Origin of the sequence: Nostoc sp. CALU 1950 (assembly GCF_051172895.1) — a bacterium.
Taxonomy (GTDB): domain Bacteria; phylum Cyanobacteriota; class Cyanobacteriia; order Cyanobacteriales; family Nostocaceae; genus Nostoc; species Nostoc edaphicum_A.
In genome coordinates, this window is record NZ_JBDNJQ010000132.1 from 1 (window position 1) to 24457 (window position 24457).

Annotated in this window: 15 protein-coding genes; 7 read left to right on the forward strand and 8 right to left on the reverse strand. The window is 41.1% G+C overall.

What is annotated here, in order from left to right; genetic code table 11:
* Positions 1-362: 362 nt before the first annotated feature.
* Entirely contained in the window at positions 363-623 is a 261-nt protein-coding gene (locus tag ABF638_RS27580) for a hypothetical protein (protein WP_069069950.1), read from the reverse strand.
* A 592-nt stretch (positions 624-1215) separates the two neighbouring features.
* Here ABF638_RS27580 and ABF638_RS27585 point away from each other — a divergent pair.
* Both ABF638_RS27585 and ABF638_RS27590 read left to right on the forward strand, forming a co-directional pair.
* Positions 1216-1986, forward strand: coding sequence for a PEP-CTERM sorting domain-containing protein (locus ABF638_RS27585; RefSeq protein ID WP_435026073.1), 771 nt, complete (start codon positions 1216-1218; stop codon positions 1984-1986).
* 489 nt (positions 1987-2475) lie between these two features.
* A complete protein-coding gene (locus ABF638_RS27590) occupies positions 2476-4527 on the forward strand; it encodes a tetratricopeptide repeat protein (protein WP_435026075.1) in 2052 nt (683 codons plus the stop codon).
* A 5-nt stretch (positions 4528-4532) separates the two neighbouring features.
* Here ABF638_RS27590 and ABF638_RS27595 read toward each other — a convergent pair whose 3' ends face one another.
* The 3 genes from ABF638_RS27595 to ABF638_RS27605 form a co-directional block, all read right to left on the reverse strand.
* Positions 4533-5303 (reverse strand): hypothetical protein, encoded by a 771-nt coding sequence (locus ABF638_RS27595; RefSeq protein WP_435026076.1) that lies wholly within the window; start codon positions 5301-5303, stop codon positions 4533-4535.
* Positions 5304-5431: 128 nt separating this feature from the next.
* On the reverse strand, positions 5432-6964 hold the full coding sequence (locus tag ABF638_RS27600; protein WP_435026086.1) for a DUF1565 domain-containing protein: 1533 nt from the start codon (positions 6962-6964) through the stop codon (positions 5432-5434).
* Between the two features lie 340 nt (positions 6965-7304).
* A complete protein-coding gene (locus tag ABF638_RS27605) occupies positions 7305-9497 on the reverse strand; it encodes a GUN4 domain-containing protein (RefSeq protein WP_435026077.1) in 2193 nt (730 codons plus the stop codon).
* A 135-nt stretch (positions 9498-9632) separates the two neighbouring features.
* On the opposite strand from ABF638_RS27605, the gene pip reads away from it, so the two are divergent.
* Positions 9633-10580, forward strand: coding sequence for a prolyl aminopeptidase (pip, locus tag ABF638_RS27610; RefSeq protein ID WP_435026078.1), 948 nt, complete (start codon positions 9633-9635; stop codon positions 10578-10580).
* Between the two features lie 142 nt (positions 10581-10722).
* On the opposite strand, the gene ABF638_RS27615 is transcribed toward pip, so the two are convergent.
* Entirely contained in the window at positions 10723-11160 is a 438-nt protein-coding gene (locus tag ABF638_RS27615; protein ID WP_069069944.1) for an NUDIX hydrolase, read from the reverse strand.
* A 914-nt stretch (positions 11161-12074) separates the two neighbouring features.
* On the reverse strand, positions 12075-13907 hold the full coding sequence (gene mrdA, locus ABF638_RS27620) for a penicillin-binding protein 2 (RefSeq protein WP_435026079.1): 1833 nt from the start codon (positions 13905-13907) through the stop codon (positions 12075-12077).
* A gap of 291 nt (positions 13908-14198) precedes the next feature.
* On the opposite strand from mrdA, the gene ABF638_RS27625 reads away from it, so the two are divergent.
* Positions 14199-15326, forward strand: a complete 1128-nt coding sequence (locus tag ABF638_RS27625; protein WP_435026080.1) for an ABC transporter ATP-binding protein — start codon at positions 14199-14201, stop codon at positions 15324-15326.
* 82 nt (positions 15327-15408) lie between these two features.
* Here the strand turns inward: ABF638_RS27625 and ABF638_RS27630 are convergent, their stop codons facing one another.
* Positions 15409-15651: a hypothetical protein gene (locus tag ABF638_RS27630; RefSeq protein WP_435026081.1), complete on the reverse strand. Its 243-nt coding sequence runs from the start codon at positions 15649-15651 to the stop codon at positions 15409-15411.
* Between the two features lie 470 nt (positions 15652-16121).
* Between ABF638_RS27630 and ABF638_RS27635 the strand changes: the two genes are divergently transcribed.
* From ABF638_RS27635 to ABF638_RS27645, 3 genes are read left to right on the forward strand one after another with little or no spacing between them, the layout of a single operon-like run.
* On the forward strand, positions 16122-16880 hold the full coding sequence (locus tag ABF638_RS27635) for a TIGR04255 family protein (RefSeq protein WP_435026082.1): 759 nt from the start codon (positions 16122-16124) through the stop codon (positions 16878-16880).
* Positions 16870-17484: a hypothetical protein gene (locus tag ABF638_RS27640; protein ID WP_435026083.1), complete on the forward strand. Its 615-nt coding sequence runs from the start codon at positions 16870-16872 to the stop codon at positions 17482-17484. Before ABF638_RS27635 ends, ABF638_RS27640 begins: the two co-directional genes overlap by 11 nt.
* A 9-nt stretch (positions 17485-17493) precedes the next feature.
* On the forward strand, positions 17494-17952 hold the full coding sequence (locus ABF638_RS27645; RefSeq protein ID WP_435026084.1) for a hypothetical protein: 459 nt from the start codon (positions 17494-17496) through the stop codon (positions 17950-17952).
* A 307-nt stretch (positions 17953-18259) separates the two neighbouring features.
* Here the strand turns inward: ABF638_RS27645 and ABF638_RS27650 are convergent, their stop codons facing one another.
* Positions 18260-24061 carry an AAA family ATPase gene (locus tag ABF638_RS27650; RefSeq protein WP_435026085.1) on the reverse strand — a complete coding sequence of 1934 codons (5802 nt, stop codon included), beginning with the start codon at positions 24059-24061 and terminating at the stop codon, positions 18260-18262.
* Positions 24062-24457: the final 396 nt, after the last annotated feature.

Here is a 24457-nt window from a genome sequence, read left to right on the forward strand (position 1 = left end):
GAGTTAGTGTAACTAGATATGTAAAGTTTTGTATTAGGATTCAACATTTCTGGTTTACAGTCATTATCTACTTCCTAACTTTTAAGGCTATAAATTGGTGTACCAAGCAATCATTGATAGCCTCAAGGTACGATATTTTTTGTTTCTTATACCTCACCCATTAGAATCACCTGATCGGGTGATTTCAATAAATATACATACATAGTGATTTACCGCAAGCTACCACAGAAAGAGCAAAATCACAGAGGCAGAAGTAGAATTTGCCAATAATATAAAAAGCGTTCCACAATTGGGAACGCTATATTTTGGTAAATTCTATTCAGATAAACTGAATTTAAATTGAAAATTGCTATTTCCTAAAATCAGGCATGGAGATTTGCTTGTTCTTGCAACCAAGGATCTACAGGTTGTCCATCTTTACGGCGTAATTCAATCTCCACTACCATGACTTCTTTTGAACCAGGAGGCGCAGGTTTTTGATGAAAAATAATCTCATAATCTAGCGGATTGTGTTTGCGTTCTTTTAACCAATCCTGCACCTTGGTTGTGGCAAATAATGATTGTCCCTGCTCAAACATTCTGGTAATCTGCATTTGCAGTGTATAGGGATTTATGCGACTCATTTCCTACCGCCTTTGTTAAATAAATTTTAGGCAAAGTAATCTGCTTTTCCTACATAATCTGATGTTAGTTTAAGGATGGCAAGATGCCTACCCTACGATGAAAAGTGCTGAATTACTGAGTAAGGTAAAAAATTATCTGTACTCAACCAGTGCTTATATGTCAATACGCTTGGTTTAAGGGTTATTGGTGTAGATAACTGGTCTTTGAAGATACGATAAATCGCGTCTCTACATGAGGCTTTTGGGCTGATCTGAACTGTATTGGGTTATATATTCTTTACATTAATTTGTACTTTTTACTACCAAAGTCTCACTTTTATCTAACTTAAAGCAAATCTCTTAAGCCTAAAAGGGTTTCACTAAGGCAGTTTTAGCCCAAAAAACTTTTCTACACTATCACTAGAAGTCTAGCTTAAGTATATACACTGTGAAAAATAAGATACTATAAAATACTACCCACTTAGATAAAAGGTGTGACACGATGAACCTTGTATTAACAAAGTTACTATCACACTAAAGATTCAAAGATATGTTGACAAAAAGTTTTTTGTTTAAATTAGGATGTGTTGTAGCCTTAACAGGATCTATCTTAATGCCAACAACAGCGAAGGCATCTAATATAGGGAACACTGAAACCTTGATAGACTGGGATCAATTCGCTACTGGATGGACAGCACCAAAATCAGGTGAAGTTCGCAGCTTTCAAGCTGGTACAGGAACAGTTGACCTGAAATTTGACCTTGGTTCACAAACTACGTTCGCTAGTTTTGGTGGTAGTGGGTTGACTCCCGCTATTAGCAGCACTCTCAATGGTAGTCAGGGTGCAAACGACAAAAGTCTGCATCTACAAATTAACCCTTCAGCAGTTGGTCTGACAAAGGGGGCTAACTCGATGACTATGACGACTAGCTTCAAAGGTTTTAATAGTCCTCTCACAGATGTTAGCTTCAAGCTGTTTGATGTGGATATTAGTAATAGTAAAACTTGGCAAGATAGGGTAATTTTGAAGGGATTTTTGGGAGATCAGGTTGTTAATGCCATTTTTAATCCAGTTTTAAGTCAAGGAAATACTATCCAGCAAGTCGATGCTTACACTCTTGATGGTATAGAATTTGATTCAAATGCTACTAACGGAGATTTTGGTACTGTGTTAGTGAAGTTTGCTAGTGCCATTGATCGTTTTGAGTTGGTCTTTACGGATGGTGATGATATCAGTACTAATAATCCAAGTGACCACGGTATCGGTATTGGCGATATCAAATACACCGCTTCTAGCCAAAGTGTTCCAGAACCCGCTTCTATATTAGGTTTATTGGCATTTGGTACTTTTGGGGCTAGTTCAGTCCTGAAGCGCAAACGATAAAACCCTCAATAATTATTGTGTTGTAAATGAATTTATTTGTAGGGTAGGCAATATGCCTACCCTTTATAGTTAAATAGACCACGCGGTAAGGGCACAGCAATTTTCATAGGTGTCAACTTAACGTCAAAGCCAGCCCAGAACAAGCCTTTAGATATTGTCTCGTTCCCAGTCTCCGACTGGGAATGCCTGTCTTTGAGGCTCCGCCTCAAGACTTGCGGCAGAGCCGCAATTGAAGTGCATTTCCAGCCAGAGGCTGGAAGTGTCATTCAGTTCAAATACATGAAAACTGCTGTAAGCAATACGGTTGGGTTAAAGGGGAAGGGGGAATAAAAAACCTTTAACCCAAACCCAGTAACCTTTTCCCCAAAGGTAATTCTGAGTTCAAAATGCTTATCCGAACCGTATTGAGTTATTAACTACTGAATTTTGTTATAGATTGGAGAGAGGCACGCCGCTTCAAAAACTGACCAAGAGACTGAGATGGTTGTTATGAAGAGCAAAAATCAAGCTATTTTCGCTTTAATTGTAAAAAGCACTATTGTTTTTTTCCCTTTAGTGCTTCCTGCTACTATTGCCAGTGGACAATCTGCACCATTACCCTCCCCAGCACTAACTCCTACTCCAGTCTTATCGAATCAGGAACGGGAAGAATTGACGCGATTACGAGCCGAAAAGCAAGTTCAATCTGATTTAAAGAGGGCTTTTAGCCGTACAACTATTCTAATTAATATCTGGCTAGTTATATTAAGTCTATTTCCAGTCGCAATCATTGCTTTATTTTGGCTTCTGCGAAGGGCAATAATCCGTGAAATTGTTGATAGAGCAATGCAACAAATGCAGGGAATGGAAAATTTGCAAAATCAGCTAACCACTGTTAAGCAAGAGGCTGAAAATGTTATTCAAGAATCTAAAAAAATCAATTATGAATTAGAGCAGGAAACGGTTGCTTTAAAACAAAAAATTAAAAATGAACAAGAAGAAAATGTATCTATCCTTACTTCTGAGCTAGATTTAGCTAAAGCACAGGTATTAAGTAGATTAGAAACTGAACTCAAAAAATCTCAAGTAAATATAGAAGTTTTAGAGTCAAAATTTGCTTCTGCGCTGTCTAAGTTAGAGTTTGATGCTCAACAGCAAAGAGATATTGCACTGGAGAATCTAAGTAAATTAGCATCTGTGATGGCAGCGGAACTGGCTAATTTAAAGTTAGGTGTGCAACAACAGCAAGAATTAGCGGTTGCTGATTTAGAAGTATCAAGGTCTGAGTTCACATCTCAACTTTCTGGATGGCAGTCTGATGCTCAAAAACAAAAGGATATAGCTATTGAAAGCTTAACAAAATTGCAATCAGAATTTGCTGAACAACTATCAGAATTACAGGTAGAGGCTCAAAAACAAAAAGATATCACATTTGAAAGTTTAGATAGAGAATTGAAGTTTAAATTATCAGAATTACAGGTAGATGCTCAGGAGCAAAAAAATAAGGTTTTTGAGAGTTTAGCAGCGTTGCAGTCAGAATTTGCTGAACAACTATCGGAATTACAAGTAGATGCTCAAAAGCGCAAAGAGTTAATTATTGAAAATTTAGAGAAATCTGGTTCTGAGTTTAGTTCACAATTCTCAGACTTACAATGGAATGCTCAACAACAAAAGATTCTCATTCTGGAGAAGTTAGAAAGATTAGAAACTGAGTTTGTCTCTCAACTCTCTGAGTTACAATTGGATGCTCAAGAAAGAAAGGATCTCATCCTTCAAGAACTAACTGAAATTACACCTGAATCTATCTTAGAGGCAGTAAATCATGAAGTCGAGGAAGAGATACAGGAACAGCCACAACAACCGGAATTCACTGCTGATGAGTATGTAAAACAGGGAGATGAACTGTTTTCTAAAAGACGCTATGAAGATGCGATCGCAGCTTACAACCAAGCGGTTAAAATCCAAGCTGATGAACCTGTGGCTTGGTTAAAACGAGGTCTAACTCTAGGAAGGTTGAAACGCTACCAAGATGCGATCGCTTCCTATGATAGAGCTATTGCGATTCAGCCAGATTATCATCAAGCTTGGTGCGATCGCGGCGTTGCTTTTGGAAACTTACAACAGCATCAGCAAGCCTTTGCTTCATTTGACAAAGCTACACAAATCAAGCCTGATGATGCGATCGCTTGGTTAAATCGCGGTCTTTCCCTAGTAGCATTAGAACAATATGAAGAAGCAATAGCATCCTTGGATAAAGCTTTAGAATTCCAACCCAATTCTCCCAAAATCTGGGATAAACGCGGTTATACTTTGGTGAGATTAGGACGCGATGATGAAGCGATCGCTAGTTTTAACAAAGCCTTAGAAATTAAGTCAGATTACGCCAGTGCCCATTACAACAAAGCAGCCTGTTACGCACTGCAAAGACAAGTTGAACTATCTCTGCTATCTCTCCAACAAGCAATTGAACTTAATCCCAGGTATAAAGAAGACGCAACAACTGACCTAGATTTTGATGATATTGCCGATGATGAGCGCTTTAAGGAGTTAATTACAGCCTAAAAACTTTACCCCAATCCCGACTCCCCACTCCCACTTCCATTCTGTTCCCCAGACATCGCTTTGAGTTTAGATGTAAAAGAGTCAGAGCGATCGCTTTTTTCGGGAGTAAATTGCCCAATAGGAGCATGAATAGCAGCAGGTGGGAGCAGTTTCGGCTGTCGTTGATGATGGTTTGGTGATGGGGAAGGCGGTGGACTTTCTTGTGAAGTTTGCCTTTGGCTGACAGCAGATAATCGCTCAAGGGTTGCCGAAGAGGTAAATTTCCCAGAAAGCGGAGACTTCAGGACGGTTTTATGATCACTATCTACCTGCTTCTCTTCTTCTTTACTCAAAGATGTCTTTGGTTCAGAACTTTTGAGTTGTAGGGTTGCAGTATTGCTGTATTGATAGCCATTGCGAATCTTCGCTGGTGGTAATTGAGGACTCGTCACTTTCTCAACAGTGGGGTTTTTCTTGGCTAGCGGTAAGGCTGGTACAGGCGACGAGGTTAAGCTTTGGGGAAACTTGCTACAAACCATGCGTTCAAATTCCATGTTGAAATGATATGTAGCCTGATCCCGGCGCTGCCAAAATACTAAGATTTGCTGCACGGAAACCGCTTTATAACGACCTTGATAGAGTGCCTCAATCACTGCCAGGTGTAGCCAATTCAGCGGGTATTGCGTTTGCCAACGCTCAACTAGCTCATTGGCAGTATACCCACTGAGATCAAAACTATAGTTAATTAATAAGGCGATCGCCAAGTTGGCAGAGGTGTCTGGAAGTGTTGTTAACATGGGGCTATTAGCTTTAGGCAATAGGTCTAAGATTGGTCACCCATCGCATATTAGCCTAACGTGCTTTTAACTACATGGTTTTTTTCCAATAGTTACAAGCCGATAAGCAGTGTTTCCTATTCTACTTGTCAACTTCTAGAATGCAACCCTACATAGATTGATTTAATCGCAGGTGCTCGTCCAATGGCAACTAATGCCTGATAAACCATTGCTGCAACTTCGGCGCGTGTGGCAGGACGTGAAGGTGCAAGTAGTTTGGGATTTGGGTAATTGACGATGATTTTTTGTTGTGTAGCAGTAGCAACGGCTTTGCGGGCGTATTCGGAAATGGTATGACGATCGCTATATAGTTCTAAAACATCGCTATCAACAGCTGGTAGTCCCAGTCCGTTTACCAGAGAGACAATCACCTGTAGGCGCTGCACATTTTGATCAGGGCGGAAAGTGCGATCGCTAAATCCGCCAACAAAGCCACCGCTAGCGGCGATTTGGATAGCGCTATAAGCCCAAAAATCCTTGGGTACGTCGGTAAAATCAGGTGCCGAAATTTTGGGAAATGGGTTAAAAGCGATCGCAACTAGAACTGCATATTGGGCGCGAGTCATGGGTTTATCTGGCTGGTAGCTACCATCAGCAAAAGCATGAGTTAAATCCATCCTCACTAATGCCTGAATAAATGGTTCTGCCCAATGTCCATCTAGTTGGGGAAACGCGGGGAGTTTTTCAGATGGGGGTTCTGTTGGGGCGTTAGAGGAACTAGTGCTAACCGCTACTGGATTAGTTGGGAGCAATTCGACTAAGCCCTTGACTAGAATAGGATTTAATTGATTACCTACGGAAATTAGCTTTTTTGTAGTAGCATTTTTTAAATCAAATTCACTATTATCACGAAAAATATTATCAGCGGGATCTTGGGTATTACCTAAATCGGGGGCTGCATTGCCATTGATTAATAGACCACCTTGGGTATTTTTGGCAATGAGATTTTCACGCAGCACAGGTTGGGCGTTGCGAGAGAGTGCGATCGCCGTGCGATTTTCTGATAACTTATTATTTGCGATCGCCGGAGCGGCAAAGTCACTAATTGCTATGCCTAAACGGTTTCTTTGAAATACATTCCCCAGTACTTCTCCCTGGCTATGACCTGCCATCACTAACCCGCTAGCAGTATTTTGCACAAATATGTTATCTAAAATTGCGGGTTTGGCAGTGCCAGTGGTAAACACACCTTCCCGCCCACAGTTGCTCAAAGTATTATTAGCTAAAGTAGGTGCAGCCGATTCAATCCAGATACCAGTACCTTTGAGTGAAGGATTGGTAACAGTAACACCTAAAAGACTGGCATTATCTACCAAGAGCAGCGTAATATTTTGTATACCAAAGCTGGGACTTTGATACTCGCCACTCCCAGAAATTAAAATCCCTGCACCTTTGTTCACTTCGTTACCCACCACTTTCGCCCCTTCAGGGATAATCAGTGGGAACACCTCACCACTAGCGGCGCTGTAAGTCCCCGATTCCAGATGAATTATCGTCGGGATTTTAGTTACTTTTAAGGCACGGCTGAGGCTTTTAAACGGACTCAACCGTGAACCTGTATTGGTATCATTCCCAGTCATAGGGTTGACATAGAGTGTGACAACGAGGGTAGAGTTCACCATTGATAGTTGAGAGTCAATTGTTTTAATTATGACAATCATAAATAACACTACTTGTAGCAAACTTTTTGAAAGTAGTATCTTTGTGTGTAGAAAATATATCCACGTTACTTTTTATTGCAAGCGGATCGTGTGTACACACAAGTTATAGACTCTCACGCAACATTCCAGGTTCTCGCCTCGAAGTTCCGAGTTTTGAGGGTGATAACTGGGGACTGGGGACTGGGGACTGGGGATTAGGGACTAGAGAAGAAAATATGAATAAGATTTGGTTGCGGTTCCCAATTCCCAATCCCCAATTCCCAATTCCCAATTCCCAATCCCCAATTCCCAATCCCCAAGCTTATTTAATTTGACAAGTTTCAATGCGAGAGAATAAAGCCACACATAATCGCCACCAAGAAGCTGTAGCGATCGCACTATGCCATTCCCAAACACCTAATAGCTTTAACCGCCAAACCTGCTCAAAAAAACCAAAGTATGGTAACTGCCCATTGGGAGCATCTTCTTCCACAATTAAGTTACTATAATCAATCCAGGAATCTTTTAAACGCCACCCAGCGCGATTGGCAAAATCAATACAAGTTTGGGAAGCAGCAACATTACCATTACCAATTATCAAAGCTAGTACAGGATCGCTGGCAGAAACATCTCGAATACTCTCCCAAATCCGCTTCTGGACGCTGAAACCGAAGCGTCCATGACTATACTTAACCCAAAGAGTATCAATAGTACATAAGTCGATGCAGGGAAAGTTTTCTACACTTTCTAAATCAAGATAGCGTTTTTCTTCTCTACCAGCTATCTTCAATATGAGAGTTGTAGTTTCCTGATCCGCCTCTAACCATCTCCCAGTTTTAAGTAAATCCCGCAATTGAGTGTAATCTATCCCTACAGATGAACTCAAATCATCTATATCTTCAGTTTTTTGTTCAGAGCGATCGCTCGAAAACAAAGTTTTTCCTGGTAAGACTTCAATCACACCTTGAGAACCAAATAACCAGAAATATAGTTCGATATCGGTGCGTGATAATTCTACTTGTAATTGTGTAATCCAAGCTGCTGCGGTGAGTCCAGATGCTTGAATAGCAACATTGAGGGTATCTACCAAGGAAGAAGCAAATCTTTCACCCTCTGGAGGTGGCGCAGCAGCAGCAATTAAACATTGTTCATCGAGTCCCAATTGCAATTCTTCCACCCAATCGCGTAGAGATGCACATGTGTGCATTCCCACAGGGCAATCCAGGATGATAATTTGTTGCGATCGACATCGGCGCAGCTGTTTTCTCAACCAGGAACGATTAAGTACAACATGATCAGAAAGTACTAATACTGCTTCTCCTTGTTCAGTTTCTTGAATCTGCCCTCGCAAGTATAAAAATACAGTTGCGGTTTCTTCTATAGAATTACTGCTAGTGGGTGACTCGGAAAAAGATTCAGCTAACAAACATTTTTGAATCGCTTTGCGGACATCCGAAGCAGGGGTTTTTTCGCTAATAGTCCAATAATTTACCTCAAAGCCACCAGATGTACTGAGTATTTTACCCAAAGCCAAAGCATTCTTGCTCTTAGGAAGTCCCTCTATAACTAACGCCTGTCGTGGATGTCGTGCGGACACTGTTTTGTCTGGTTTGAGTCCTAAAATCACTTCTCCGATTCCTTCGACAATTCGCTTCGGCGTTTGAGATGGATATTCTGGATGAATTTGGTTTTCGCCACGACCTTTTTTTAGCTGATTAATCACCCGTAGTTGCTGATTAGCTTTATCTATATATGCGAGGGTTTGGTGATAAACATAACGATAAAGTCCATCCGCTTCGATAATCCCTTGGGAATCAGCCGCTTCTCCCCTCAGTCCCCGAATTAAGTAATAAGTGAATACTCCATGTTTTAATTGCGGAAATTCCCAAGATTGTTGCCCTTGATCGCAAGATAGTAAGGCATAAAATCCTTTTCTCTTAGCAGCGCGTTGTCGTAGAACTTCCACTAATTCTTGTGTGGGGTTGAGTTGCGGATCTATTGGTGTTTCTCCCCTAGCACCCAATAACGTCATGCTACCGCTATGACAAGCATCCAGCCACACAAGTTGCTGCTGGGCAGCACAATTTTCTAATAATTGCAATAACTCTTGCAACTTCAAACCAGTTTCTATTAAGTTGTCTTTTTGAGTATCTTTGAGACACAATACCACCTGCTGACTCGATGGCTCTAGCATCCCATGTCCAGAAAAATAAAACAGAACGGTGTCAATAGATTTAGTGGCAGCGGCTACTTGTTTAAGACTGGTACGGACATCTTCTAATAAGGGCTGCTGATGAGCAAAATCGTTGTGAATCTTCACATCCCTTTGCGGAAATCCCTGAGTTGCGGCGTTTAATGCTTCTCCTAAACCTTGGCAATCCAATGCTGAGTAACGCAAACAGGGTATTTGTTCATCCTGATATTGGTTGACTCCCACCAATATGAGCCAAAGCTTTGCCAAGCCGGTTTCTAAGGCATGAGTTGAGTGACTAGTACGAACACCGACTGGACACATCTGTTAAAATTCCTTGACAGGAAGAGTACGGTAGCTTTTATATAAATAGTATTCAATCGTACTGACATGAATTACTGAAGTTGGTTCCAAAAAGCTAGCGATCGCCATGACAACATTACTGATAAGATATCGAAAATGCGAGAACTTTACCCAGCGATCGAGCCTTACTTAGAAGGTAGTTTACAGGTTTCTGACCTTCATACCATTCATTTTGAAGAGTCAGGTAACCCCCAAGGTCAACCCATCGTTGTGCTGCATGGCGGCCCTGGTGGTGGATGTCCAGCTTTTTATCGCCAATATTTCCACCCAGAAAAATGGCGGATAGTGATGTTTGACCAGCGCGGTTGTGGTCAAAGTACGCCCCATGCTGAATTACGAGAAAACACCACTTGGGATTTAGTCAGTGATATCGAAAAACTGCGCCAACATTTAGGTATAGAAAAGTGGGCGGTTTTTGGTGGAAGTTGGGGTAGCACTTTATCATTAGCCTACAGTCAAACCCATCCCTCTCGATGCACAGGATTAATCCTGCGTGGTATATTCATGCTGAGGCAAAAAGAGTTGCAATGGTTCTACCAAGAGGGCGCTAGCTATATTTTTCCTGATGCTTGGGAAGAATATCTCAAACCGATTCCCATAGATGAACGTGATGATCTGATCGCAGCATATTACAAGCAGTTGACCAGTCCAGACTTAGAAATTCAATTAACAGCAGCGCGTGCTTGGTCAATTTGGGAAGGTAGTACAAGTAGACTTTTCTTAGATCCAGAACTTATGCAAAAGTTTGGTGAGAGTGAATTTGCTTCCGCTTTCGCCCGTATTGAATGCCATTACTTTATGAATAAGGGATTTTTAGAAACCGAAGATCAATTAATCTTAAATATAGACCGTATCCGCCATATTCCGGCTGTAATTGTTCAGGGACGTTATGATGTTGTCTGCCCAATGATATCAGCTTGGGAATTACATCGCGCTTGGCCAGAAGCCGAATTTATTGTGGTTCCTGATGCCGGACATTCGATGAGTGAACCAGGAATTCGTAGTGCTTTGATTCAAGCAACAGATAATATTAGCAATTCGTAATTACTCATGAGGCTATCTACGAGATGATGTGTGTAGTTTGCTTCCTATGCTATTACTTTAATTACGAATTACGTTAGCGTAGCGGTAGCGAGTCCGCGTTCGCTTTTAGCGTCTCGTAGAGAGCGTCATTACGAATTAGTAATTATTGTTGAAATGCACAAAAGTAAGATTTGACCTGGAAAAAACCTTTCAGGATTCGTTTGAGTGAATTAAACTTAACCCGCCTGATAGCTTTATTCACTTCTACCCACTGCCGTTTTCTTTTACTTGCTTCTGGATAATCTTCACTCAGCATCTCGACTGGTAACAAATACATCTTAACCCGGTAAATTTTGCCTCGTTTGCGGTACTTATAAGTGCCCAGTTCATTGGCGTTTACCTGCCCAATCACCCCTGCTTCTTCCCACGCCTCTTTAGCTGCTGAAGCAGGCGGACTCATGCCATTAGGAATATCTCCTTTCGGAATCACCCAGTGTTGAAAGTTACGGGTCGTGATTAGCAAGATTTCAATTTTGCCATTGTTCACTCTATAAGGAATTACGCCAGACTGTTTAAAAACTTTGCTGACTTTTCGACTCATGTAATTTGCATCCTTTACGGTCTAGCTTTTTTGTACAATGTCTACTTCAAAAAGTCTAGAGCTGATACCGGATAAATTTTGATTAATTTTAGGTTATGAAAAGGTTAAAAATAACTTGTTAATCATAAGAGTTAATTATTGAAAGTTTTTGATTGTTGAAGTAGAGGGTGCATGTCTGTGCGCCTCTGACTTTTCACGGGATCTGGAAAACCTCTCTCTAAATCTCTCTCCTACAAGGATACTGTTGGCGAATTAATAGGGGGTCTAACCTAGGCTGTTGACTCTGTACCTTTTAGCCCACAAGACTTCATGCAGAAATTGTGTTTTTTATTTTGGCGTAAAGATGGCTGTTGCGGGCGCTTTCACACAAGCAAAAACCAGCACAAATAATTTTTCGGTAATTCCCCAAAAAATAGCCAAAATCAACAGCCTAGGTCTAACCCCTTATCCCCAATCCATGTTAATTCAGTGCGTTTCAACGCACTTCAGCTATTAGCCTGCAATTTATTGCGGGGTCGGAAAGCAACGCAAAAGCAAGGTTTTAGGGGTGTGGGGTCTAACCCTTCACGAATTCGCCAACAGTATCCTACAAGGAGAGAGACTTTGAATTTTCCCCCTTCCCGTGTCGGGAAGGGGGCTAGGGGGTTAGGTCTTTCATGGGCTTTTCCACATGACGTGAAAAGTCAGGTGCGCCTCTACTGTCTGTTGCAATATGCGTAGTGGTCAAAGATAGGACTTACGCAAAACTATACGCGGTAAGGACAATTCATGAATTGCCCCTACTATAAAATCAGCGTTTCGGCTATTGTTTGCGTAAGTCCTAAAAGATTTAAAGCTGCGTTAATTGGTCTTGTCCTGGTTGCCGTAACGAGAAGATAAAGGGATGATTTGCTTGCTCCTTCTGCCTCCTTCAATCAACTCCGACGGCTGTTTACGATGTTCTCAGGCACTGGTTTCTGATACTTCCCCGGATACTTGCGCTGAAAATATTCCTCCATAATTTGTAAAATCATGGGCGCAGCAATGCTACCACCGCCACCACCGGAATGTTCCGCAAATGCCACAATCAGAACTTCTGGCTGTTCAGCCGGTGCATAGGCTCCAAACCAAGCATGATTTTGCTTAACACGACCCCTCCAGGCTTCGGCGGTACCACTCTTACCCGCGACTGGGGGAATTGTTGGCTGCTTCAAAACTTTACCCGTACCTTCGGATACTACTTTCCGTAGTCCCTGACGGATAACACTTATGGTTGTAGGCTTCATATTTAAAGATTCTCGCCAGCTTTTTGCTTCTTCGTTGTCTTTAAGCAAATGTGGCTGGACTCGGTAGCCACCATTAGCAGGTACGGCAAACATGATGGCGACTTGCAGAGGTGTAGTTAGTAAAGCACCTTGACCAATTGACATATTAATGCTGTCGCCTACAGTCCAAGGTATCTTCCAAGCTTTCTGCTTCCATTTCTCATCTGGTACTAAACCTTCTGCTTCTTCGTTGGCAAACTCAAAGCCAGTTGTTTTACCAAATCCATACTTGCGAGTCCATTCAATTAAAGTTGGGCCGCCAACTCCCCGACCAATTTGATAAAAGAAGGTATCACTACTCCACTGTAATGCTCCGACAAAACCCAATGGCCCGAATCCGGCATGATTCCATTCACCAAATCGGGTGCCACCAAAAGTTAAGGAGCCGTAGGTTTGTAGGACTGTGTTAGGAGAAAATTTACCTGATTCTAGCCCGGCTGTGGTGGTGACAATTTTAAAGGTGCTAGCGGGTGGAAAGGCACTAAGGGCGCGATTCACCAAAGGATGGTCGGCACCTTGGACAAATTCCCAATCTTTTTGGGTGAGTTTCTGCTTCGAGAAAATATTTGGGTCAAAGGTGGGATGAGATACCATTGCTAAAACCGCACCGTTCTTGGGGTCAAGGGCCACGATCGCACCGTCGCGATCGCCCAAAGCTTTTTCTGCTGTCTTTTGCATATCTAAATCTATAGTCAAGTGCAAATCATTACCAGATTTTGCCTGTTTTTCCCCCAAAACCCGGAGCGGCCGACCTGCACCATCCACTTCTACCTGCTGACCACCCCATTCGCCCCGCAGACTTTTCTCATAAGCTTTTTCAGCTCCCATTTGACCAATCACATCACCCAATCTGTAGCCTTCCTGCTTCTTTTGTTTTAACTGCTCGGCGGTAAGTTCTCGCGTATAGCCTAATACATGTGCTAATTGCTTGCCGTGGGGGTAGTAGCGAACCGCTTCTGTAGAAATTTCCACGTCTTGAAGTTCGGCTTGATACTCCTTCAATGCTGTGATTTGCGCTTCGTTCAAGTCACGAGCGACCCGAATCAGTGAAGAAGAGTTAGCACCTGCTTCTTCTAATTTCTTTTCCATCTCTTCTTGAGAAACGTCGAGAATTTGAGATAGACGTGATCCCACAACCGACCATGCTGGCTTGGTATGTGCCATCGGCCACAAATATACAGAGCGAGGATAGCGAGTACTGGCTAAAAGTTTGCCATTGCGGTCAAAGATATTGCCTCGTTCTGGTTGTTTGGGGATCATCCGAATTCGATTGGACTCGGCTCGTTTTCGGTGGCTTGCTCCTTCAGTAATTTGCAAATATGCCAAACGAACACTGATCCCAGTGATCATCAGTAGAGTAAATATAATTAAAAATATCGGCTGTAAACCACGTCCAACGGTACGTGTATCTTTTTTGCCGCCAATTGATGGGAATAAAGACATAAATAATTCAAAATTCAAAATGAATAAACACAATCTTAGCCAGCCTTTTAGCAATTGCTAATATGCAATTTTAATACTTATTAGCTTAATCAAAGAACGTCTACGTACAAAAAAAGTGCTTAAATTTGCTTTGTATCAACATTCGGTACTGAGCATAAAAGAATCGGGTGAGTATATTCTTGAACAATTGTTTTTGGCGGATACAATAAACCAAAGTGTCAAATCTAGTCTGCCCAAAAGACTACACTAATTGACAAAATCTCATAAAATCACGGCATTCTACTGAGGATTATGGCTCAAATTGTCATGCAGAATCAGAGGGGGATAACAAGTTTTCAGCCACTTGATGTTGAACTGCGTAATGTCTTCAAGTTTTTTAACCAAGAACCAGCAGTACATGGAATCGACTTGGATGTTAGACAAGGAGAATTTTTTAGTATTTTAGGCCCCTCCGGTTGTGGTAAAACAACAACACTGCGCTTAATTGCTGGGTTTGAAATCGCTGACGCTGGCAAGGTATTAATTCAGGGTCAGTCTATGACTAATGTGCCGCCTTACCGCCGACCCGTCAATACTGTATTTCAAAGTTACGCTTTATTTAACCACCTGAATGTCTGGGATAACATCGCCTTTGGACTGCGGCTAAAAAAATTACGCAAATCGGAAATTGAAAGTAGAGTCCAAGAAGCTTTAAAGCTGGTGAAAATGGAAAGTTTGCGATCGCGTTTTCCCAATCAGCTTTCTGGTGGTCAACAGCAGCGGGTCGCTTTAGCCAGGGCCCTAGTCAACCGTCCCACCGTCGTATTACTGGATGAACCTTTAGGGGCGTTAGATTTAAAACTGCGTAAGGAAATGCAGGTTGAGTTATCAAATTTACACAAAGAATTGGGATTAACCTTTGTGATGGTGACACACGACCAGGAAGAAGCATTGTCTTTGAGCGATCGCATTGCCGTGATGAATCAAGGCAAAATTGAACAAATTGGCACTCCCAGCCAAATTTACGAACGTCCCCAGACATCCTTTGTAGCTGATTTTATTGGTGATACTAATTTATTCAGCGGTGAAATCGTCGGCGTAGACTCCTCTAATGTGCAAATTTCGACGAAAACAGGACTCTCAATTCTCATTAGCCGCGCTGAAGATACACCATCTGAATTATCACAAGCTGTGGTGGTAAGTGTGCGCCCAGAAAAAATACAACTTTCGCTTTATCCACCCAATTTGCCAGCTAACTGCTTTGAAGGAAGACTTGTCAATGTTATGTATTTGGGCACACATGTTAATTATGTTGTGGAATTAACCAATGGTATTAGGATAAATGTGTTGCAACCTAATACTTTTGGCGCTTTACCTGACCGCGACACACCTATTTATACCTGGTGGGCTGAAACTGATTGTTTAGCTATTAGTCAATAGTCAAACAATATATTAATTAGTGATCATGTTTCTCCCAAATGGCATCTCGACCCGGTTTGATACATCGAATCACTCCAGAATCTCACATTTCTGCCAAAGCTCGGTTGATAGTAGGGCGGCTAACTCCGGGACAAGCAAGCTCAACATCTGCATATTGAAACTGATTCGGCAATCGTGCTACTACATCAAATACGATATCGCGCTTTGAGCCTCGGCTTAAAGTCAGCGTACCAACACGCTGCTCAAATTCTCGATAAGCTGAGAGTACAACGCCAAGAAAATATTCCCACCAAGGAATCAGAGTATGTTCTCCCTCGTACCACAACGAAGAAGATTGTTTTAAGCTGTTATAATAACTTTCCTTGGTTCACTCAACAATTTTCTCAAGACTGATATAGCGACCAACTTCATATAAGATTAAGTACTAAAGTCACCTATAGTCCAAGGTTCATGCATGTAAGGTCTCGCTTGTTTTACAATTAGATAGTTAGTTATCCAATCAAGTCAAGCTTTCCAAGCAAGGTGATCGCTTCACTAGCTGAAGAATTTCTCAACCACTGCACCTTGCTACAGCTCATCCAAATCAATGATATTGCGAAGGCGGTGATCGCTCTTACCAAGAGTATCCATCATCCAAACGGGTGGTTTTTTGTGGGGGCAAGATTGTGAGTTTATGAATAACTTTTCACGAAGCTAGGCTTAGATACCATAAAATTATTGAACAGGATTCATTATTTCTCGTCCTGAAGTTGTAGTTAATTATAAATGTGAGGTTATGCCAAATTTAGGTAATCTATGACACGCCGCCAGTATCCTAACCCACCAATAGAAGAAGCGGTCTGTGAGTTTCGCTTTGCCCCAGGCCCAGCGTGGAATCTTACAATACCTGGCTTATTCTATGAAAAAATAAAAGATTTTTATACAGGCGAACCACAACAACAGACTTTAATAGCGACTGAATTCCAAGTCAGCTCCCAGCCTACAAACCCTGAGCTTACGGTAAGACAGGGCTGGACTAAGCTTCTATTCCCCTCTGCGGATGCTAAAAAATTAGTGGGTGTGGGCCCTGACGTTGTGAGTGTTCATGTCTTACGTCCTTATGAGGGGTGGGATGAGTTTAGACAAAGAATTGATCAAGCATTTGATGTCTACCTAGATGTGGCTAAACCTGTTGGCGTAATGCGTATTGCTCTTCGCTATATAAATAGAATAGCTATTCCATCTAACCAGGAAATTGAACTTAGCGATTATTTCACGATATATCCTCAACTTCCAAAGGATGGTGTTCCAAGCACGATGTCAGCATTCTTGACTCGAACCGAGTTAATTTATAAAGATATACCAATCAGGCTAGTATTAAATTTATCCGATGCTGTATCACCTCCTGGACAAGCTGCAATTGTCCTTGATTTAGAAATTTCTCAAGAATGGGTAGAGAAACCTCTACCTCTACAAGAGGCACTTTCCACCTTGTATGAATTAAGGCAAAGAGAAGGACAAGCCTTTGAAAATTTAATTACTGAGCGCACAAGGGAGTTGTTCTATGTCAAGTAAAGTTTATTATGCAAATGACGAGCATTATCATTTAGAAACAACAGCGCTATCTCGCATACCCAGCAAATCAAGCCAACTTCGGTTTTCGCAAACAGTAGAAGGCTTACAAAGTGGATCGGTTGGGCAAAACATTAATCTTGTTGATCTTGAGAGAGTCAGAATATCAACTGTGGCAAGTTTGCAGCAATATGAACCTAAGATAGCTGTCTCCTCACGTCAAAGTGCCAAAGCTAGCTTTGAGCATGATAATTTCCTGCAACTTTCAAGCTGGAGCTATTCATCAATTCACAAAACTTACAGAAGAATTGCTGAGTTAGGAGCGGACAATGAAACTTATAAATACACCATAGAATGGTTAGATATACTACGTACCGTTGTTGCTGCTAACCAAATGTGGTGGGGTGAACCACTGGTAAATCTGAGCTTTGACTCAGAAATAGTTTTTGAGTGGTGGCACGGAACCCAAAAGTTAACTGTTTATATTCTGGGAAATACCGCAGAATACATCAAAGTTTGGGGCCCTGACATTGACAATCAAATGGAAGACGGCACGTCTTCATCACCTGCTGAACTTACGGATCTCTGGAAATGGCTAGTTTCATAGAGGTTTGCAGTGAGCGATGTGGTTACAGATGATGAGCTATTGTATCGGTGCATTTTTTGTGGATTAGACAAATATTACCGCATTGGGGAATCTGGATTAGAACTTAGCTCACAAGCGTTTACAGATAGAAATCAAGCTCCTTCTGTTGACAGAGCAAAGCTTTGTGGTTATGACCCACAATACACACAGAAAAACCCAGATGGTGGTGTAGTGAGTTTAATTGCTGGCGAAGTTCGGATGATAAATGTTTCTCAAAACGATCAAAAAGGCAAGCCAGTTTTTGATTACAAAATTGATGTCTGTCCAAGACCAACAGATGACAATCCATCTCACGCACAAATTGAGCCATCTCCTAGTTACACTAACAAAGGAACTTTTAGGAAAGTTGCAGAAAAGCTGGCACGGCTTGCAACAGAGAGAATCAAGAAAGAAGATTGGGAGATTAAACCACAGGATTTACAAACCTAGTCGATTGCAATATCCTTATCATCTCTCCAAATTCACTTAAAACACCACTCGACACAGTGGTGTTTTTGTTTGAGCTTGCGATCGCCTCTACCCAAGAAGATTCGTAAAGCGATATTTCATGATTGAATGCTTCAGTACACATGATCACCTCCTATTTACAATACTGAGTGCTGAGTGCTGAGTGCTGAGTGCTGAGTAAATTAAGAAGTACTCAGTAGTTATGTAGTTGGGTTTTAGCCTCGCCCCTTGTGGGCGGTCTTTCTTTTAACTCAGCACTCATAACTCAGCACTCGTAACTCAGCACTCTTCATTGCCGCACTGGAATTGTAATCACAAACTCTGTACCTTCTCCTGGGTAGGAGTTGCAGTGTATCAAACCCCCGTGTTTTTCTACGACAATTTGACGAGCGATCGCCAACCCCAACCCCGTGCCTTTTCCTACAGATTTCGTGGTGAATAAATGGTCAAATATCTTTTGCTTAACTTCTTCACTCATTCCCTTAGCATTATCAGCAATCGTTATTTGAACCTGATTATCTTTCAATGAGGTTTGAATTGTAATCTTGTGAGGATTTTCTTGAATATCTAAAAAGCTCCGCCCAGAATTCGACTCATCTAAGGCATCAATGGCATTGGCAAGGATGTTCATAAAGACCTGATTTAATTGTCCAGGAAAACATTCAACTTGCGGTAACTTGCCATACTCAGTTATTACTTCAATGGCTGGGCGTTGTTCGTTAGCTTTGAGGCGATGTTTGAGAATTAAAATCGTACTGTCAATACCTTCGTGGATGTTAAATGGCACTTTGTAATCTTTATCTGCACGGGAGAAAGTTCTTAAACTAGTGCTGATGTTTTTCAGGCGATCGCACGCCATCACCATTGCATCAATTGCCTTTGGTAAATCTTCTAAGGTATAATCTAAGTCGATTTCTTCAGCATGGTAAATAATTTCATCACCCGGATTAGGTAAACTTTCTTGATAAAGTTTCAAGTGTTTAACAACATCAGCAATAGTGGGTTTAGCTTGTTTGAGACTCACAGCAATAAAGCCCAAAGGATTATTCATTTCATGGGCTACCCCAGCAACTAAATTACCCAGCGCTGACATTTTCTCGCTCTGAACAATTTGTAATTGGGCTTGTTGTAAATCTTCTAAGGCTGTTCCGAGTGCTTGAGATTTTTCTGTGATCACTGACTCAGCTTGTTTGCGATCGCTAATATTAATAGTTGTCCCAACTATGCGATAAACTTTGCCCGTCTCATCTTTTAATGGGCTTAGTGTAGTTAACCACCAAGCTTTCTGGTCATTCAAGGTTAGACATTCTTCATAGGTGATAGGTATTTTGGTTTGGAAACAACGCAGATGATTTTGATATACTACTGCACCTTCATTACCATGTAATTCTTGCGGAGTTTTACCCAGGACTTCCGAAGCAGATATACCAATCGCTAGTTCGCACAATTTACTCCATCCTGTGTACTCAAACTTACCGTTATCCCGGATATCAAGCACAAAAATCAGACAGCCAATACCTTCGTAAATACTACTGAGAAACTTTTCTCGCTCGTGGAGATGATTATATAATTGGGCATTTTCCAAAGAAATTGCCGCTTGAGTGCAGAGGAAGTTTACAACAGAAAGGCGATCGCTAGTAAATACCCCTTGAGTCAGTTGATTTTCTAAGTAAAGAATCCCTACCAAACGCCCTTGATTAATAATCGGAGTAGATAATACACTCTGGGGTTGAATTAGGTGCATATATTCCCCAATTAAGCCAATAATATCTGTTTTGCAATTGTCTATAACGACTGTTTGCTTGGTATTTTTGACATAATTGATAATATTTACAGGAATATCTTGACAAGTATCTAGTGATTGTGGTTCAAGAATGGTTTGTATTTCTTGATGATTGATCGAGGTAATTGCCCTAACTTGCCAAGTATCATTTTGGGGAAGAATGAGTGCAACTTTTTTCGCGCCGGAGTTTTCGAGGATAATACGGGTGAGGCTGGTAATGAGTTGATCTAATTCCAGAGAACTGGAAATAGCTTGAGCGGCTTTGAGGACAGAGGTAAAATCTAGTGTATCGGAAATACTGCTGCTGTCAGTACTAGAAGTGCGAGTAGATGAGGAAGTTCCACGAAAGTTAACAGTTTCTAAGGGGTTGAGGTTGATTCGTTGGTGTTGCAGAATGGATTGGAGTAGTTGAGGATAGTGTTTTTCTAGGTTTTCTATTTTGGCTTTTGCGCCCCAACGAGCGTAGCAGTAGTATGCTTGGTGCATATATGCTTGGGCAAGTTTTTCTTTACCCCAATCAAGGTAGAATTTGGTTGCTAATTCATTGCTAAGTGCTTCTTCATTTACGTATTCGTTTTTTTTGGCGAGGGAGATGGCGCGATCGTAATGTTCAAGTGCTTCTGCTTTATTGCCCAACACTCGTTGTTTTTCAGCTTCAACTAAATGCCATTTATGCAGATGATTCATGGGAGCATTTTGCGCCGATTGGTGCAGAGTGCTTTGATGGATTTCTACCTGGGCGAGAATTTCGGCTTGTTCAATTTTTGATTGGGTGGAAAATAGTGCCAGGTGCGTCAGGGCTGCATAGAAATGGAAAATCGGCACAAAAATTAATCCTGAGACTGCGAGCAAATACTGCTGGCATTGTTCAATGTAAGCGATCGCAGCTTTGTAATTACCAAAAGAATAGGCAAGCAACAGTTTGTAGATATGGAGTTCGGCCATCACCGTGAGTTCATTAGCCTGGCGATGTTTGGCAATCATCACCGTTTCATCGTAGATAGTGCCGCTCAAGCAATCCGGTTGAATCTGGCTTTCCCTAAAGTTCTGTGCCGCTTGCCGCATTATACTTACATAGGTCTGGGCAGAATGTTGCTTCGCCTGAGTCAAGGCGGCGTTATAACTTGCTATATCTGACTCCAAATTGTTTAATTCAGAGCCACTCCAAAAGACCGCATAACTGTAACAACATAAGTTATAACCAGCGTGTAAAAAGTCGCCAGTTTCCATACCAGATGTAAAACCAGCTTTCACTGTCGGTATTGTTGCCGAGAGAGCTTTTTGGTGATGCTGAATAAAGCCGCCAAACAACATTGAAATTGTGGATTTGAATTCTGGCACATTGAACCTCTCCAGCAATGAGAGCGCCAATTGCCCAAAGCCATAGCCTGTTTCGACCTCTCCCAAAAAGGCACACAGCACCATTCCGTGAAGCCCATACCCCACTGTCGAGGCGGGTGTATTCCCAAACTGAAGCGATAGACTCACCATTTTGGAACTAATTAGGGGCAATAAACCCGGCATTCCCTGAAAAACGGGTGCAAACAACATTCCTAATAGCTTCATGGCTGGTTGTGCTTGGGGATCAGTCATCACTGGGAGATCAGCTAGTTCCTCAATTCGTTTGCCTTCGAGTTGACTGGCAAGGACTTGTAGAGATTTAGCAATCTCAGCATTGTTTGGCTCAATAGGTAGCTCAACCCCCAATTGTTTTAAGGCATCTCTGCCCACTGCGATCGCTTCTAATAGTCTGCTCTGCGCTGTCTGGGCAGCAATTTGAATTTCGTAAATTTTAACTTTGTCTAAAATCGTCTGGGCTGATTGCAACACTTGTACTGCTATCTGTTCCATACCATCAAAGTCAGCATTTAAGTAGGCGGCTTCGGTGGCGGCAATGTAGAGACTCAGGGTCAATTTATATTGATCTTGCCAACAGTTGACTGTGAGTAGCTCAATCCCAGTCTGTAAATAGACTCTGGCCGCAGTGTATGCAGTAGAACTTTTAGCTTTACCTGCTGCTGCCAAGTTCAATTGAGCCAAGGCTTCTCGCTCGTTTGATTGGGTCATTAACTCTTGTCCTAAATTCAAATGCCCAACAATATCAAACAGTTTTTCCTCTTGTTCTATTTGAGAGGAATTTTCTAGAAGTAATTGGCCAATTTTGAGATGAGTTGCTTGTTTTTGGTTATCAGGAATTAGAGAATAAGCAGCTTGTTGCACTCTATCATGTAAAAATCTATAAGAAACTGTCCTTGGTTCGCTATTTTCTAATAATAAATGACCATCAATTAATGATGAATCTTGATAAAATTTATAAACATCACTAATTGCTAAAATCAACCCTTCTTGTAAAGCTTTCCATAAACTAGCAGCCGTTTCAATTTCTGATGATTCCGAAACAATTGCCAAAGTTGTTAAATCAAATTGATTGCCAATACAAGCCGCTAGTTGCAACACAGTTTGAGTTGATTGATGCAGTCTTTTTAATTGAAATACCATGAACTTAACAACATCATCTGTAACCGCTTGCTGATTTATTTGAGTAATATCACATTGCCAAAACCCTGACTCAAAGTTAAATTCGATTAAGCCATCTTGATGTAATGCTTTGAGAAACTGGATAGCGAAAAACGGATTACCTTGAGTTTTCTGAGATACTAGTAGAGAAAGAGGTAGTGCCAAATTTTCTGTACATTTAAGTGTATCAGCAACTAATTGATTCACTTGCCCTTGACTAAGAGGTGCTAAAGTAATCGTGTTAATTGTTGCGTCTGTTTTTTCAATATCATTCAAAGTCAACATTAACGGATGTGCTGGGTTGACTTCGTTATCACGATAGGCACCAATTAAGAAAAAATATTTTGTATCAGCCATTAATAATTGCATTAACATCAGTGATGCCGAATCAGCCCATTGCAAATCATCTAAAAACATCACTAATGGATGTGCATCACTGGTAAAGACTTGGGTAAATTTCTGGAATAGTAAATTAAATCTATTTTGTGCCGCTGTTCCTGATAATTCTGGCGCTGGTGGTTGTTTACCAATAATTCTTTCTAATTCGGGGATGACTTCAATAATTACTTGTCCGTTATCACCTACAGCCGCTAAAATCTTGGTTTTAAATTGCTGGATTTGAGCATCGCTTTCTGCTAATAATTGCCCCATTAAATCTCGGAAGGCTTGGACAAATGCCGAAAAGGGAATATTTCGTTGAAATTGGTCATATTTCCCTTTGATAAAATAACCACGTTGTTTGACGATTGGTTTATGAACTTCGTTGACTACAACGGTTTTACCAATACCGGAAAAACCAGCTACCAGCATCATTTCTGTTGCACCAAGACTAACTCTTTCAAATGCTTGGAGTATGGTTGAGACTTCGGTTTCTCTTCCATAAAGTTTATCAGGAATAATAAAGCGATCGCACACATCCTGTTGAGCAATTGGGAAACGCTTAATTTCACCAGTTTCTTGGAGTTGAGATAAACAATTTTCTAAATCAAATTTTAGTCCTAATGCACTCTGATAACGGTCTTCAGCATTTTTTGCCATCAATTTCATCACGATATCACAGAGAACTTTAGGAATCTCTTCCCTATCCCCTAACATTGGTGGAAGTTTTGCTAAATGACAATGTACCAACTCCATCGGATCATTTGATTGAAAGGGTAAAACTCCAGTGAGTAATTCGTAAAAAGTTACACCTAAAGAATATAAGTCAGTACGATAATCAATCCCCCGATTCATTCTTCCTGTTTGTTCTGGAGAAATATAACTAAGTGTTCCTTCCAACACATTGAGATTCATCAGAGTTTGAGTTTCCCGTGGTAGTAAAGATGCAATACTAAAGTCAATTAATTTGACTTGTTTGGTTTCTGGATTAATCAGAATATTGGCGGGTTTGATATCTTTATGAATAATGCGATCGCGGTAGAGTATATCTAAGGTGTTGCACAGTGCGATCGCTATCTGTAAAAACTCCATCAAAGATTCTAGCCTTCCCCTTACTCCCCAATCCTTGAGAGAAATCCCCCCAAAGTCTTCCATTACTAACGCATAGCCATTTTGATAGGGTTCCAGGCTATAGGTTTGGATGATTAGAGGTGAGTTAAGATTTTTGGCAATGGTGTACTGATTGCGAAACGACAAGAGTTCACCCAAACTCGGATAAGGATTTTTTAGTAGTTTAATTACTATAGGTAAAGAGTCCGTCTCTCGACACCCTCGATAAACCAGAGTTCTAGAACCATTGTAGAGTTCTTCGCTAATTTTATATCCGGGAATATTAACAAGAGTGCTAACCATACTATGAAATCCTAATCATTTACAGATATAGTGTTCCCAGATAGATAGTGAAGTTGTTTATAAACAAGAGCAAAATTTTACGCCGGAATTTCCATAAAAAATCCCGTATCATCACTTATAATCGAGTTAAAACTCAATTTGTTACTGTGGGTTTATTCGATAATCTGACGAGCGATCGCTAATCTCAAACCTGTACTTTTACTGACAAATTTTGTAGTAAATAATATTCACCTAATTTTAAATTTTTAATCCACAATTCAAAATCGTTATCCGGGAATATTGACACGAGTGCTAACCATACTGTTAAATCCTAAAAATTTACAGATATAGTGTTCCCTGATATATAGCAATCCTAAATGAGTTGTGAAAATGCGCGATGTCCAGATCCCCGACTTC

What these genes read in the sequence shown, in the direction of transcription:
- ABF638_RS27600 (WP_435026086.1), bottom strand. Translation starts at nt 6,964, where the DNA reads ATGGTGAACTCTACCCTCGTTGTCACACTCTATGTCAACCCTATGACT.
- ABF638_RS27635 (WP_435026082.1), top strand. Translation starts at nt 16,122, where the DNA reads ATGACACGCCGCCAGTATCCTAACCCACCAATAGAAGAAGCGGTCTGT.
- ABF638_RS27650 (WP_435026085.1), bottom strand. Translation starts at nt 24,061, where the DNA reads ATGGTTAGCACTCTTGTTAATATTCCCGGATATAAAATTAGCGAAGAA.
- ABF638_RS27615 (WP_069069944.1), bottom strand. Translation starts at nt 11,160, where the DNA reads ATGAGTCGAAAAGTCAGCAAAGTTTTTAAACAGTCTGGCGTAATTCCT.
- ABF638_RS27590 (WP_435026075.1), top strand. Translation starts at nt 2,476, where the DNA reads ATGAAGAGCAAAAATCAAGCTATTTTCGCTTTAATTGTAAAAAGCACT.
- ABF638_RS27640 (WP_435026083.1), top strand. Translation starts at nt 16,870, where the DNA reads ATGTCAAGTAAAGTTTATTATGCAAATGACGAGCATTATCATTTAGAA.
- ABF638_RS27595 (WP_435026076.1), bottom strand. Translation starts at nt 5,303, where the DNA reads ATGTTAACAACACTTCCAGACACCTCTGCCAACTTGGCGATCGCCTTA.
- mrdA (WP_435026079.1), bottom strand. Translation starts at nt 13,907, where the DNA reads ATGTCTTTATTCCCATCAATTGGCGGCAAAAAAGATACACGTACCGTT.
- ABF638_RS27580 (WP_069069950.1), bottom strand. Translation starts at nt 623, where the DNA reads ATGAGTCGCATAAATCCCTATACACTGCAAATGCAGATTACCAGAATG.
- pip (WP_435026078.1), top strand. Translation starts at nt 9,633, where the DNA reads ATGCGAGAACTTTACCCAGCGATCGAGCCTTACTTAGAAGGTAGTTTA.
- ABF638_RS27585 (WP_435026073.1), top strand. Translation starts at nt 1,216, where the DNA reads ATGCCAACAACAGCGAAGGCATCTAATATAGGGAACACTGAAACCTTG.
- ABF638_RS27605 (WP_435026077.1), bottom strand. Translation starts at nt 9,497, where the DNA reads ATGTGTCCAGTCGGTGTTCGTACTAGTCACTCAACTCATGCCTTAGAA.
- ABF638_RS27625 (WP_435026080.1), top strand. Translation starts at nt 14,199, where the DNA reads ATGGCTCAAATTGTCATGCAGAATCAGAGGGGGATAACAAGTTTTCAG.